This is a genomic window from Nitrospirillum guaranorum, assembly GCF_034653275.1.
Classification (GTDB): Bacteria; Pseudomonadota; Alphaproteobacteria; order Azospirillales; family Azospirillaceae; genus Nitrospirillum.
Genome location: NZ_JAYEES010000003.1, coordinates 1,702,562 through 1,716,028, shown reverse-complemented (window position 1 = coordinate 1,716,028; position 13,467 = coordinate 1,702,562). Strand labels below are relative to the sequence as shown.

Genomic DNA, 13,467 nt, shown 5'->3' with positions numbered 1-13,467 from the left:
CAGGGATCACAGCACCGCCGGCAGTTCCCGCCGCAGCAGGTCCAGCACCATCCGCACCTTGGGCGGCACCTGCCGGCTGACGGGATAGAGGGCATGCAGGTCGAAGCCCGGCACCCGGTGGCCGGGCAGCAGCGGCACCAGCCGCCCCGCCGCCACGTCCGCCGTGCACACCGGCGCCTGCAACACGCCGATACCGGCCCCGCCCAGCAGCAGGGCATGCGCCGGCCGCCAGTGGCCAAGGCTCATCCTTATCCGTATCGGCGCGGCGATGGCCTTGCCGTCTTCGGCCACCAGCGGCAGCCGGCCGTTGGCGAACAGGCCGCCGACCCGCACGAAGTCATGGCCGCCGAGGTCATGCGGCCCCGCCGGCGCGCCGTGGCGCTCCATATATTCGGGCGCGGCCACCAGCAGGCGGCGGACGTGGCCCAGGGGTCTGGCGATGAAGGCGCCCTCCCCGCTGTCGCCCAGCCGCAGGGAAAGGTCCACCCCCTCCGTCACGGGATCCACGACGCGGTCATTCAGTACCAGGTCGATGTCGAGATCGGGGTGCGACCGGCGCAGGCACAACAGGATGGGCGGCAGCAGCACCTCACCCACGCCGTGGGGCGCCGCCAGGCGCAGCGTGCCGCGCAAGGGTTGGTCGGGGCCCACGGCGGCGACGGCATCGGCCGCCGCCTCCAGCGTCTGCCGGGCGCGTTCGTAGAAGACGGCGCCGGCGTCGGTCATGGACAGGGAGCGGGTGCTGCGCAACAGCAGGCGGCTGCCCAGGTGGGCCTCAAGCCGCTCGATGCGTTCGCTCACCGCCGGCTGGCCCATGCCGAGGTCGCGGGCCGCCGCCGACAGGCTGCCCCGTTCCACCACCCGGACATAGACGCGCATCGCCATCAGCAAATCCATGGGCGCGGACCTTATCGGTTTTCCCGATGAATGTAATCAACGAACCCCACCTATCCGCCCGGCACCCCGATGGCAGACATTGCGGGCACCCTTATCCCAAGGAAGCCCTCCATGAGCGACATCCGGCTTTACTTCTTCCAATCCGGCACCCAGCGCTGCAAGGCGCACGACATCCGCATGAACCAGGGGGACGGCGCCGACTATGAGATCCCCGTGCCCTGGTTCCTGCTGACCCATCCCCGGGGCAACGTCGTGCTGGACGGCGGCTTGGCGGCGGAGGGGCTGGCGGACCCACGCGGCTATTGGGGCGACACGGTCGACGTCTTCCGCCCCGTGATGACGCCGGACCAAGGCTGTGTCGCCCAGTTGGCGACGCTGGGCCTGGCCCCCGGTGACATACGCCACGTGGCGCTGTCGCACCTGCATTCCGACCACACCGGCGCCATCGGCCGTTTCCCCGGCGCCACCCACATCGTGCAGCGGCGGGAGCATGAGTACGCCCACGCCCCCGACTGGTTCGCCGCCGCCGCCTACACCCGCCGCGACTTCGACCGTCCCGGCCTGGATTGGCGCCTTCTGGAGGGCGACGCGACCGATGGCCACGATGTGTTCGGCGATGGAGTCCTGCGTCTGGTGTTCACGCCCGGCCATTCGGTCGGCCATCAATCCTTCCTGGTCACCCTGCCCCACAGCGGCGCCTGGCTGCTGGCGGCCGACGCCGTCTACACCCTGGACCATTGGAACGAGAGGGTGCTGCCGGGCTTCCTGGCCTCCGCCGTGGACACGGTCCGGTCGGTCCGCAAACTGCATGCGTTGGCGGAGCGGACCGGCGCCACGCTGGTACCGGGCCATGACCCGGAGGTATGGCCCCGCTTCCGGCTGGCGCCGGGCTATTACGACTGACGCAGGAAGTCGGCAATTAGCCGGGCGATCAGATCCGGTGCGTCCTCCAGGCAGTAATGGCCCACGCCGGGCAGTTCATGAACGGCGGCGGCCGGGAACAGGTCACGGAACAGCGGCAGGAAGTGCCGCGCCTGCAAGGTGCGGTCGGCGGCCCCCCAGATGGCCATAGCGGGCCTGGCGCGGATGGCCCGCACGGCCGCGGCGTCCGGCATTTCGAACCGGTGGGCGCCGGTGGCGAAGCCCTTGGCCCAGCCGATGGCGCCCAGGCAGTCCGCCGGGGTGGCGAAGGGCGCGCCATAGGCCGCCAGCCAGCTGTCGGTGACGACCCCCATGTCCTCAAAGCCATTGAGCTTCAGGGTGCTGAGGATGTTGTAGCCCAGTTGGCCCAGCACCGTTTCCAGGCTGCCGTCCGCGTGCGCCTTGAGTATCCATTGGAACCAGGGCGCCGTCGCGGCATTGGCCAGCAGCCGGTCAAGCTGGTCGGCCTGGCCAAAGGATACGGGGCCGTTGGTCGAGATCACCCGCTTGACGCGATCCGGATGACGGGCGGCCAGCCCCATGCCGGTGGGCCCGCCGAAATCGTGTAGCACCAGGGTGATGTCGCGCAGGTCCAGCGCTAGGACGAAGCGCTCCAGATTGTCGATATGGTCCTGCAGCCAATAGCTGCGGTCCGGCGGCGTGGCGCTTTTGCCGAAACCCATGTGGTCCGGCACCACCACGCGGTGCGTGGGGCTCAGCGCCGGGACCAGATGGCGGAACAGGTAGCCCCAGGTGGGCTCCCCATGCAGGCACAGCACCACATCACCGTCGCGCGGGCCCTCGTCGACATAGTGCATGGCGAAGCCGGGGGCGTCGGTGACATGGGGGGCGAAGGGAAAGGTGCCGTCGAAGGTGGCATCGGCGGGGATCATGGCGGGTTCTCCAATGTGGTTTCAAATTAAAACCATACGAGGCGTAACGCTTGAGGTTTTAATTTGCAACCTATATATCCGGAGCATCATCGACGTGGAGGGGAGACGGCCATGGTGAAGCGCACCAGCCACCAGGATTCGCTGTGCGGCGTCGCCCGGCCGCTGGACGTCATCGGCGACGGCTGGTCGCTGCTGATCATCCGCGACGCCTTCGACGGCCTGCGCCGCTTCGGCGAGTTCCAGAAGAGCCTGGGCCTGGCCAAGAACATCCTGGCCGCCCGCCTGCGCACCCTGGTGGAGCACGGCATCCTGGCGTCAGTGCCTGCCGCGGACGGCGGCAGACATCAGGACTATGTGCTGACGGCCAAGGGGCGCGGCCTGTTCCCCGTGCTGGTGGCCCTGCGCCAGTGGGGCGAGGACCATTTCTTCACCCGCGACGAGCGGCGCGTGCGCCTGGTGGACAAGCGTACCGGCCTGCCCCTGCGCCGCCTGGAACCCCAGGCCCAGGACGGCACCCCGCTGGCGCCGGAGGACACCGTGGCGCGCTTTCCGGTGGAAAATCCTTAAACCCTGCATCGCTTCTGCACAAAACCCCGTTTAAGCTGACGGGCAACGACGACGCGATGGGGTGGTTATGGCGACGGACGGCACAGTGGCGACAACGGCACAGACGGCGGGGCGGCCCCCTGATGTTTTCGTTACCCGCCTGGTGGTGGCCCTGGTCCAGGCGGCGGGACTGTACCTGCTGGCCGAGGCGGCGACGAAGCCGCTGGCCTGGCCCGCGACGATCCCCACCCTGTTCACGCCCCTGGCGATGGTCCTGTCCCTGATCCCCTTGCTCGCCCTGCTGGGGGTGGGACAGATCGCCCGGCGGCCGCTGCTGATATGGATCCTGGTGGCGACCGTGATCGTCGCCGGCCTCGGCTATCATACGGAAGCCCGCCTGCCGGGAGCCCGCCTGGCGTCCGCCGGCTCGGCCATGGGATCGAAGGAGGCTCCCTCGCTGATCTGGGGCCACATCGACGTGTGGCTGAGCATCGCCGGCGGCCTGTTCATCGCCCATGCCCTGGTGGTGGACGCGGTCATCGAGCGGCGCTGGCGCCCCAGCTATCCGCGCCATTTTGACACCGCCTGGAAGCAAGGAGTGCAGGCAGCCCTGACCCTGGTGTTCGTCGGTGTGTTCTGGGGTGTGCTATACCTTGGCGCCGGTCTGTTCAATCTGCTGAAGATCACCTTCTTCGAACGACTGATCCATCACGACTGGTTCGCCATTCCCGCCACCACGCTGGCCATCGCCGGTGCCGTGCACATCACCGACGTGCAGCCCGCCCTGATCCGGGGCGCGCGCGCCCTGGCGCTGACCCTGTTTTCCTGGCTGCTGCCCCTGCTGGTGGTCATCGTCGTGGGCTTTCTGGGTAGCCTGCCCTTTCTGTCCTTGCAACCGCTCTGGCAGACCCATTTCGCCGCCAAGCTGCTGCTGACGGCGTCGGCACTGCTGATCTTCCTCATCAACTGCTGCTATCAGGACGGCGACGCGGAGCAAACCGGCATCGCTGCCAAGCGCTGGGCCGGCACCGTGGGCGCGCTGGCGCTGCTGCCCTTGGTGGCGCTGGCCGCCTGGGCGCTGGGTCTGCGGGTGGAACAGTACGGCTGGAGCGTGCAGCGCGTGGTCGCGGCGGCCATTGTCCTGGCCCTGGCCGCCTACACCATCGGCTACGTCGGCGCCGTGCTGCGTGCGCCCAGCCCACGCGGGCCCCAGTGGCTGCGCTTGTTGGAAATCACCAACCATGTCTGCGCCCATCTGGTGCTGATCCTGCTGCTGGTCCTGTTGACGCCCGTGGCTGATCCCGCCCGGCTGATGGTGGCCGACCAGATGGCCCGCCTGCGCGCGGGCGCCCTGCCCCCGGAGAAGCTGGACCTGGTCGCCTTGCGCTACGACGGTGGCCGCTGGGGCCAGGAGGCGGTGACCGCCTTGCGGACAGCGACCGATAGCCGCTGGAGCACCCAGCAGACGGACATCCTGCACGCCAACGCCACCACCGTGCTGAGCAGGGAATACCGCTACGAGGCGCAGAATGCCCTGCGGCAACCCCAGACGCAGGCCGACCTGATGCGCAACATCAAGGTCTATCCAGCGGGGCGCGCCCTGCCCCCCGGGTTCGTCGACGCCTATACCGCGAGCGGCCATCCCCTCAACACCGGCCGTTGCGGCCGCCCCGACAGTGGATTTTGCAACGCCTACCTGGTCACGCTGGGGCCCGACTTGCCGGAGGCGATCATCGTCCAGGAAAACGACTACAGCAGCGTGCTATATCAACAGGATGAGGCCGGCGCCTGGCACCTGACGGGCCATCTCGGCTTCCAGGCCGACTGCTCCGCCGTACGCGATGCCCTGGAGAAGGGCCAGGTCACCCCAACGCCACACGCCTGGCCGGACCTGATGGCGGGCGGTGTACGGCTGACCATCCTGCCCCCCAGCGACCAGTGCCCGGACAGGCAACCGTAAGGCAGTGTGCCGAGGAGCACGAGGACCGCGCCTGCCCCCGCCCTAAGCGGACATCCGGGCGGTGTCCCGGTAGGTCTTGGGGGACGCGCCGGTCACGCGCTTGAAGGCGGTGCTGAAGGCGCTTTCGGAGCTGTAGCCCAGCGACTGCCCGATCGTCGCCACGGGGGTGGCCCCCTCACGCAGGGCGCGTTCAGCCAGGCGCATGCGCCATTCGGTGAGGTAGGTCAGCGGCGCCACGCCCGCGACGGTCCTGAAATGCAGCGCGAACGTCGTTCGCGACATGGCGCATGCCTTGGCCAGCTCATCAAGATGCCAGGCGCGGGCGGGATCGCCGTGCATGAGCCGCAAGGCGGGCGCCAGGCGGGGGTCGCCCAGCGCGCGCAACCATCCGGCCGGCATGGGCCCGGACGTCTTGAGATGGGCCCGCAAAATCTGGATGAAGAGCAGCTGGGCGAGTTGCGCCGTCACCAGCTGTGTCCCCGGCAGGTCCGCGCGCCGTTCCGCCACCAGCTGGTCCAGCAGCCAGCGGAAGGCCGCCGCCTGTGGGGATGCCGCCGGCACGTGGATCCAGGGCGGCAGGACGTCCGCCAGCAGCCGGCCGCTGGCCGGGTCAAGCAGGACGTGGCCACCGATATGGGCGAAGTCATCGCCATCGCCCACGACGACCGCCCCCGCCCTGTCGGCACGGGAAAACAGGGTCATGGCATCGACCGGGGGAACATCCAGGCCACTGGCCAGCACGAAGGACCGCTTCGCCGACAACAGGCCCACGTCCCCTGTTTCAAAACGGCTCGGCTGCGCCTCGCCCTCGATGCGCACCCAGCAGTGGCCCTTGATCACGGCGAAGAACTTGATCTTGTCCGGCGCGGGGAAACGGATGGCCCATGCGCCGCCCGCCGTGAAGCCGCCGGTCACCAGCGATTCCGTGTTCGTGAATTTAAGGATGTCGGAAAAAGGGTCGCCGCTCATTTCCGGACTATCGCCAAAGCATTGCGCACTTTCAAGCATTCACAGTCCGGAGGGCGCCTTCTACCTATAAGGGACAAGCCCCGGGGCGCCGATTGAACGCGCCCCTTAAAATCACCAGCGCACCTCCCGGAAAATCGACATGACCGACCAACCGATCCTCGTCACCGGCGGCACGGGTTTCATCGCGCAGCACTGCATCTTGGCGCTGCTGAATGCCGGATATCGCGTGCGGACCACCGTCCGCTCCCTGTCGCGGGAGGCCGAGGTGCGCGCGCACCTGAAGGTCGGCGGGGTGGAGGCGGGCGACCGCCTGACCTTCGTCGCCGCTGATCTCACCGCCGATGAAGGCTGGGCGGAAGCGGTCGCCGGCTGCGCCTATGTCCTGCACGGCGCCTCGCCCACCCCGACGGGTGAGCAGGTCGGCGAGGAGGATTGGGTCAAGCCGGCCGTCGAGGGCAATTTGCGGGTCCTGCGCGCCGCGCGGGACGCCGGGGTCAGGCGGGTGGTGCTGACCTCCGCCTTCGGCGCGATCTGCGCCGGGCACAAGGCCATGACCCGGCCGTTCAACGAGACGGATTGGAGCGACCTGACGGGTGCCGTCTGGCCCTACCAGAAATCGAAGACCCTGGCCGAACGGGCGGCCTGGGATTTCATCGCGCGGGAGGGGCGCGGGCTGGAACTGTCGGCCGTGAACCCGACCGCCGTCCTGGGCCCCGTGCTGGGCGCCGATTATTCCCACTCCATCGGCCTGATCCGGAACATGATGAACGGGCAGCCGGGATGCCCGAAGCTCAATTGCGGAATCGTCGATGTGCGGGACGTGGCGGATCTGCACCTGCGCGCCATGACCCATCCCGCCGCCAACGGCGAACGCTTCCTGGCGATTTCCGGTGAAAGCCTGTGGATGATCGATATCGCGACGGTGCTCCGCCGCCGCCTGGGGGCCGCCGCCGCCAAGGTGCCGACGCGGGTGCTGCCCAACTGGCTGGTCCGCCTGATCAGCCTGAAAAACCCGGTCATGAGGGGTGCCGTCACCCTGCTGGGCGTCAACCTGAACGCCACCAGCGAAAAGGCGATACGACTGCTGGGCTGGGCGCCGCGCCCCAGCGAGGAAGCCATCGTCGCGACTGCCGAAAGCCTGATCCGGCTCGGCCTGCTTCCCGGCGTGAAAAGGGCGGCGTAAGGGGTGGGGTGAACCGTCCCACCCCAGCCATACCCCCATCAGTGACCGGACAGTTCCAGCCGCTCCAGGTCGCTGATCAGCCCCGGGCCGGTCGGCCGCCAGCCCAGCACCTCACGCGTCCAGGCGCTGGAGGCGGGCATGTCGAGGCCGGCGAACATGGACAGCCAGCCGAAGTGGGCCGGCGCCTCTTCCCGGGTGACGGACTTGACGGGCAGGTCCAGCCGGCGGCCGATGGCCTCCACGATGTCCCGTATCGCCACGCCCTCCTCCGCCACCGCGTGGTACTTCGCGTTGGGCTCGGCCCGCTCCACCACCAGCCGGTACAACCGGGCGACATCCAGCAGATAGGCGGACGGCCAACGGTTCAAGCCCTCACCGACATACACGCATTCCCCCTTCTGCCGGAACATGCCGATCAGGGGAGTGATCAGACCTTGGGTGACCGGGTCGTGCACCTGGGGCAGGCGCACCACCGACACGTTGATCCCCTCCGCCGCCAGGTCGGCCGCCGCCTCCTCCGACGCGGCGCGGGGATGGACGTTCGAACCGACGATGGCGTTGCCCTCCTTCGCCGGCTCACCCGGAACGGTGTTGGCGATAGGCGTGCCGGAGGTGATGACCAGGGGGCGGCTGGAGCCGGCGAGCGCCGAGCCCAACGCCCGGATCACCCGGCGGTCATCCTCGCAGTTGGCGACGAAGCGGGAGAAGTCATGGTTGAAGGCCAGGTGGATGACGCCGTCGCACTGGGCCGCCCCGCTGCGCAGGCTGTCCTCGTCCTCCAGTGATCCGTGGTGGACCTCGGCGCCGGCGGCGGCCAGGGCGGCGGCCTTGTCCTGAGAGCGGCAGAGGCCCAGCACCTGGTGGCCGGCCGCGATGAAATCCTTCACCACGGCCGAACCGATGTTGCCAGTGGCACCCGTCACGAACACACGCATGATCCGATATCCCTTGTCTTAGACGGCGAAATAAGCCGGATGATCGAGGTCGGCCAGCAGGCCGGGTTGTGTGGGCGTCCAGCCCAGCAGCGCCCGGGTCTCGGTGCTGGCGGCCGGGCAATCGACGCCGGCGAAGCGGGCGAACCAGCCGAAATGCTCTGCCGCCGCCTCCGCCGGGCGGGAGACGACGGGCACGCCCAGCCGCCGGCCGATGACCTCGGCGATCGCCTTGAACGCGACGCCCTCATCCGCGACGGCGTGGAAGGGACCACCCTCGGCACCACGCTCCAGCGCCAGGCGGAACACCCGGGCGGCGTCCAGCCGATGCACGGCCGGCCAGCGGTTGAGGCCGTCGCCCACGTAAGGCGAGACGCCCTTTTGTCGGGCCAAGGCGATGAGGCGCGGCACGAAGCCGTGGTCGCCATGACCGTGCACCGAGGGCGGCAGCCGCACCGCTGTCACGCGCACGCCCCGCGCCCGCAGCGCGGCGGCGGCCGCCTCAGGATTGCGCGGGAAGGCGTCCATGGGCGGGCGCGGCGGGGTGCGCTCCGTCGCCAGGGTGCCCGGTGCCAGCAGGGCGATCCCCGAGGTGACGACCAGCGGCCGGTCCGACCCCTCCAGCACGTCCCCGATGGCGGCGATGGCCCGCTGCTCATCGGCGCCGTTCTGGGCGAAGTTGGAAAAGTCGTGGTTGAAGGCCAGGTGGATCACGCCGTCGGCCCAGTCGGCGCCGCGCTTCAGGCTTTCCAGGTCCTGCAGGCTGCCGTGATGAACCTCGGCGCCCGCCGCGGCCAAGGCGGCGGCCTTGTCGGCCGAGCGGCAAAGGCCCAGCACCTGGTGCCCCGCCGCGATCAAGTCTGCCACCACGGCGGAACCGACCCATCCCGTGGCGCCTGTCACGAATACACGCATCGGCGTCGTCTCCATGTTTCGCTGAAGACAAATCTCGGACGCGCGCTTATCCTGGTAAAGTAGTGACGTTATCATAGTAAGATGGCTAACAGGATGAGCGAGCCGCTGACTGCCGGCAACGGCCTGGGTGAGTACCTTAAGGACCGGCGCACCAGGCTGGACCCCGCCGCCCTGGGCTTCCCGGCGGAGCGGCGGCGCACCGCCGGCCTCCGCCGGGAGGAAGTGGCGCAGCGCGCCAACATCAGCCCCACCTGGTACACCTGGCTGGAACAGGGCCGGGGCGGCGCCCCCTCCGCCGACGTGCTGGACCGCATCGCCCGCGCCCTGATGCTGACGGAGGCGGAGCGGGAGCATTTGTTCCTGCTGGGCCTGGGCCGCCCGCCCGAGGTGCGGTACCGCCGGAACGACAGCGTCACCCCCCGCCTGCAACGCGTGCTGGACGCGCTGGACCCCAGCCCCGCCCTGATCCGCACCGCGACGTGGGATGTTGTGGCCTGGAACCGGGCGGCCACCGTCATGCTGGCGGACTACGGCGCGCTGCCGCCGGAGCGGCGCAACATCCTGCGCATCCTTTTCCTGGACCCACGCGCCCGCGCCGTGCAGTACGACTGGGAAAGCGTGGCGCGTTTCGTCCTGGGCGCCTTCCGCATCGACGCCGCGCGGGCGGGGGCCGCCGCCGAGGTGGAACCGCTGGTGGAGGAGCTGTGCCGCCTCAGCCCCGAGTTCGCGGCGCTGTGGCGCGAGAACGGGGTTGTCAGCGCGCCGCATGAGGCGGTGAAGCACATCCGCCATCCCGTCATCGGCCCCCTCGCCTTCGAATACACGGCCTTCGCGGTGGACGGCCGGACAGACCTCACCATGACGGTCTACAATCCCGCCACGGCGGAGGACGCCCAGCGCATCCAAGCCCTGATGCGGCCGTGATCACGCCGTCTCGGCCAAGCGCGCCTGGCGGAGGTACAGCGACAGGGCGACGCCCAATCCCGCCGCCGCCCCACCCACCAGGAAGACGCTGCCGTAGCCGGCGCGGTCGGCCAGGAAACCAACCAGCGGGCCCGTCAGGCCGTAGGCCAGATCCTGGAAGGCGGTGAAGCCGCCCAGGGCCGTGCCGCGCAGGTGCGGGGGCACCAGATGCACCACCTCCCGCCCCATGGACGGGAAGATCATGGAGCAGCCCAGGCCGGTCATGAAGGCGCCGGCCAGGGCCAGGGCCGGGTCGTGCGCGCCCCACACCAGGACCTGGCCCGCGGCCTCGACGGCCAGCGAGCCGGTGGCCACCAGCAATCCGCCGATGCGGTCCGGCAGATGGCCGAACACCACCCGCATCAGGACGAATCCGCCGCCGAACGCCGTCAGGCCCAGGCCGGCGTGGTCCCACATCCGGTTCAGGAAATAGAGGGCGAAGAAGGCGCCGATGGCGGCGGAGCCGATGCCCTGCAGGCAGACGATCAGCCCATGCAGCCAGATGCGGCCCATCACGCCCAGGAAGGATGGGCGGACGGCCGGGGGATGAGGGGCGATGCCGGCCAGCGGCCAGATCGCCAACAGCCCCAGGCAGGGCAAGACGGCGCTGACCGCCATGGCGCCGGCGAAGCCGGCATGGTCCAGCAGCGCCAGGCCGATGGGCCCGCCCACGGCCAGCGCGCCGTAGATGGCGGCGCCGACGATGGACAGGACCTTGCCCGTGCGCTGGGGACCGGCGATGCCGATCCCCCAGGCGACGACGCCGACACCGGCGAAACTTTCCCCCAGGCCCAGCAGCACGCGGCCGGCCAACAGGGTCAGGAAGGCCGGGACCGGCCTGTCCTGCAGCAGGCCCGCGCCCAGGGACACCAGGCCGCCCACGCCGTAGAGGACCAGGCCGCGCGCCACGGCCGCCTTGGCGCCGCGCCGGTCGGACAAGCCGCCCGCCGGCCCCCGGCTGAGGATGGCGGTGAGGAAGGTCATGCCGGTGCCAAGGCCGGCCCAAGCATTGTCCAGCCCAAGCTGCTCGGTGACATAGACGGGCACGGCCGGCAGGGGGATGGCGACACAAAGGTAGGACAGGAAGAGGATGGCGATCAGCAGCGGCAGGCGGCGCTGCGCCGGATCACGCGACGTAATGGATGCCATGGAAACGCTCCGGGCTTTTGCCCAGGCCGGCGGCACGCGCGGCAACGCACGAGCCGTCCGGTGGGACGGGTCGATGCGTTGGTTGACGTGGAACGCTTACGGCCGCCTTGGGAGAGCGGCATCAGAGGAGGCACGTCGCCGTGCCGTGCTGAAAATACGATGACTTCGTCACATCTCCAAGTCGCATTGGGGTCGCGCCTGAGACAGTTCAGACGAACCTTTGTTTTTCAAAGAGAAAATTCATTCACTCAGTTCAATGCCGAGGCTTGGCCGCCGCCGCCGTCGCGCCGGTGTTCAGCTTTTTAAAAGGGGGCGGGGACCTGGCGCAGCGCAAACGGACGGCGGCCCCGCGCGCAACATCAAGACAGCTCAGTAAGATATTGTAACTGCTTATAATTTCGACACCATTTCATCCAATTTCTCAATCTCCGAGAGCCAGCCGCCGGGTGATGCCGATGGCCTCGAGGAAGGTTGAGTCATGGCTGACCACCAGCAGGGCGCCGTCATAGGCGCGCAGGCCCGCCTCCACCACCTCGATGGCGTCGATGTCCAGATGGTTGGTGGGCTCATCCAGGATCAGCAAGGGCGGCGGCGCCTCCCCGCCCAGCACGCAGGCCAATCCGGCGCGCATCAATTCGCCACCGCTCAGGCTGGCCACCCCTTGCAGGGCCGCGTCGGCGCGAAAGCGGAAGCGGGCCAGGGCGGCACGGCAGCTGTTCTCCGTGGCGCCGGGGTTCAGGTGGCGGAAGTTCTCCAGGATGGACAGCGCCGGATCCAGCACGCTCACCCGCTGGTCCAGCAGCGCCATGCCGGTGAAGACCCGCACGGCGCCGGACCGGGGCGCCAGGCGGCGGGCGATCACCGCCAGCAGCGTGCTTTTGCCTGATCCGTTAGGGCCGCCGACAGCCACCCGTTCCGGCCCCGTCACCGACAGGGACAGGCCGTTCAGAATGGGGCGCCCCTCCGCATAGCCGGCCGTCACCTCCTCCAGCGCCAGCACCACCTTCTGCGCGGGCAGATGGGTGGAGGCCAGCGGGATGGACAAGGGGTGCAGCACCTCGATGCGGGCGCGGGCGGCCGCGGCGGCATCCATAGCCTGGGCGCCGCGGGCATCGGCCAGGCGGGCGCCAGCCCCGGCGCTGCGCTCGGCGCTGTCCTGGCGCATGCCCAGCAGCAGGCGCGGCATGTCGCCCTTGTCCGCCTTGCGCCGGCCGGCACCATCGCGCCGCGCCTGGCGCTCCACCGCCTCTTGCGCCCGCCGGGCGGCGTCGGCCACCCGTTTCTCCGCCTCATCCAGGTCGTGCCGGGCCGCCGCCAGTTCCTGGGCCTTCAGGGCGCGGTATCGGCTCCAGCCTCCGCCATAGCCCGCGGCGCCCAGGGAGGTCAGCTCGACGATGGCGTCCATGCCCTCCAGCAGGTCGCGGTCATGGCTGACGACGATGACGCCGGCCTTCCACCCGGCCAGCAAGGCCGCCACGGCGGCGCGGCCCTCCGCGTCCAGGTTGTTGGTGGGCTCGTCCAGCAGCAGGAAGTCGGGCTCGGCGAACACCAGGGCCGCCAGGGCCACCCGTGTGCGCTGTCCGCCCGACAGCGTGGCCAGCGGCGTCCCGGGCGTCACTTCCAGGGACAGGCGGGCAAGCGCCCCCTCCAGCCGCGTCTCCAGGGTCCAGTCGGCCTCCGCCAGCTCCTCCATGGTGGCGACGCCCTGTTCCGCGCGGCGCAGCAGCGCCAAGCCATCGGCGACGCCGAACAGATCGGCCACGGTTTCGTGGGCGCGGGCATGCGCCCCCTGGCGCAGCACCCCCAGTGTGCCCGACACGGTGACGGCGCCTCCCTGCGGCGGCACCGTGCCGGCCATCAGCGCCAGCAGCGTGGATTTGCCCACGCCGTTGCGCCCGACCAGGCCGGTGCGCTGGGGTCCGAAACTGAGGGAGAGATGGGAGAAAAGCGGGCGCCCGTCAGGCGTGGCCCAGCTGAGATCGGCAAGCGTGATGGTGGCAGGCATGATGGATATCCCCGAAGACGGAACGAAGGCTCGTCGTGTTCGGGCGGAAATCCATGAAGCACCATCCTGCGGGTTTGCACGGGTGCGGAGTATGGGGAAGATGACATGGGGGTACAAGGCAAACCGCGCCGGTG

At 69.6% G+C, this 13,467-nt stretch carries 12 protein-coding genes; 5 read left to right on the top strand and 7 right to left on the bottom strand.

Translation table 11 applies throughout. The features are described 5' to 3' along the window. Nucleotides 1–6: 6 nt before the first annotated feature. Nucleotides 7–897, bottom strand: coding sequence for a LysR family transcriptional regulator (locus UAJ10_RS16830; protein WP_322916371.1), 891 nt, complete (start codon nt 895–897; stop codon nt 7–9). Nucleotides 898–1,008: 111 nt separating this feature from the next. Here UAJ10_RS16830 and attM point away from each other — a divergent pair, with 111 nt between their 5' ends. Next, on the top strand, nt 1,009–1,800 hold the full coding sequence (gene attM / locus UAJ10_RS16825; protein ID WP_322916370.1) for an AttM family quorum-quenching N-acyl homoserine lactonase: 792 nt from the start codon (nt 1,009–1,011) through the stop codon (nt 1,798–1,800). Here the strand turns inward: attM and UAJ10_RS16820 are convergent. Beyond that, nucleotides 1,791–2,711, bottom strand: coding sequence for an alpha/beta fold hydrolase (locus tag UAJ10_RS16820; RefSeq protein WP_322916369.1), 921 nt, complete (start codon nt 2,709–2,711; stop codon nt 1,791–1,793). The two genes, attM and UAJ10_RS16820, sit on opposite strands and share 10 nt — an antisense overlap. Nucleotides 2,712–2,822: 111 nt before the next feature. Here UAJ10_RS16820 and UAJ10_RS16815 point away from each other — a divergent pair, with 111 nt between their 5' ends. Further along, nucleotides 2,823–3,278 carry a winged helix-turn-helix transcriptional regulator gene (locus UAJ10_RS16815; protein WP_322916368.1) on the top strand — a complete coding sequence of 152 codons (456 nt, stop codon included), beginning with the start codon at nt 2,823–2,825 and terminating at the stop codon, nt 3,276–3,278. Between the two features lie 67 nt (nt 3,279–3,345). After that, nucleotides 3,346–5,217, top strand: a complete 1,872-nt coding sequence (locus tag UAJ10_RS16810) for a DUF4153 domain-containing protein (protein ID WP_322916367.1) — start codon at nt 3,346–3,348, stop codon at nt 5,215–5,217. 42 nt (nt 5,218–5,259) lie between these two features. Here the strand turns inward: UAJ10_RS16810 and UAJ10_RS16805 are convergent, their stop codons facing one another. Continuing rightward, nucleotides 5,260–6,186: an AraC family transcriptional regulator gene (locus UAJ10_RS16805; RefSeq protein WP_322916366.1), complete on the bottom strand. Its 927-nt coding sequence runs from the start codon at nt 6,184–6,186 to the stop codon at nt 5,260–5,262. 139 nt (nt 6,187–6,325) lie between these two features. Here UAJ10_RS16805 and UAJ10_RS16800 point away from each other — a divergent pair, with 139 nt between their 5' ends. Beyond that, nucleotides 6,326–7,369: an SDR family oxidoreductase gene (locus UAJ10_RS16800; protein WP_322916365.1), complete on the top strand. Its 1,044-nt coding sequence runs from the start codon at nt 6,326–6,328 to the stop codon at nt 7,367–7,369. A gap of 38 nt (nt 7,370–7,407) precedes the next feature. Here UAJ10_RS16800 and UAJ10_RS16795 read toward each other — a convergent pair whose 3' ends face one another. Then, the gene (locus tag UAJ10_RS16795; protein ID WP_322916364.1) at nt 7,408–8,304 is read right to left on the bottom strand and encodes an SDR family oxidoreductase; all 897 of its coding nucleotides are present in this window, start codon (nt 8,302–8,304) and stop codon (nt 7,408–7,410) included. An 18-nt stretch (nt 8,305–8,322) separates the two neighbouring features. Continuing rightward, nucleotides 8,323–9,216, bottom strand: coding sequence for an SDR family oxidoreductase (locus tag UAJ10_RS16790; RefSeq protein ID WP_322916363.1), 894 nt, complete (start codon nt 9,214–9,216; stop codon nt 8,323–8,325). Between the two features lie 93 nt (nt 9,217–9,309). On the opposite strand from UAJ10_RS16790, the gene UAJ10_RS16785 reads away from it, so the two are divergent. Then, nucleotides 9,310–10,140 (top strand): helix-turn-helix transcriptional regulator, encoded by an 831-nt coding sequence (locus UAJ10_RS16785; protein WP_322916362.1) that lies wholly within the window; start codon nt 9,310–9,312, stop codon nt 10,138–10,140. Here UAJ10_RS16785 and UAJ10_RS16780 read toward each other — a convergent pair whose 3' ends face one another. Both UAJ10_RS16780 and UAJ10_RS16775 read right to left on the bottom strand, forming a co-directional pair. After that, the gene (locus UAJ10_RS16780; protein ID WP_322916361.1) at nt 10,141–11,328 is read right to left on the bottom strand and encodes an MFS transporter; all 1,188 of its coding nucleotides are present in this window, start codon (nt 11,326–11,328) and stop codon (nt 10,141–10,143) included. Between the two features lie 421 nt (nt 11,329–11,749). Continuing rightward, nucleotides 11,750–13,333, bottom strand: coding sequence for an ABC-F family ATP-binding cassette domain-containing protein (locus UAJ10_RS16775; RefSeq protein WP_322916360.1), 1,584 nt, complete (start codon nt 13,331–13,333; stop codon nt 11,750–11,752). Nucleotides 13,334–13,467: the final 134 nt, after the last annotated feature.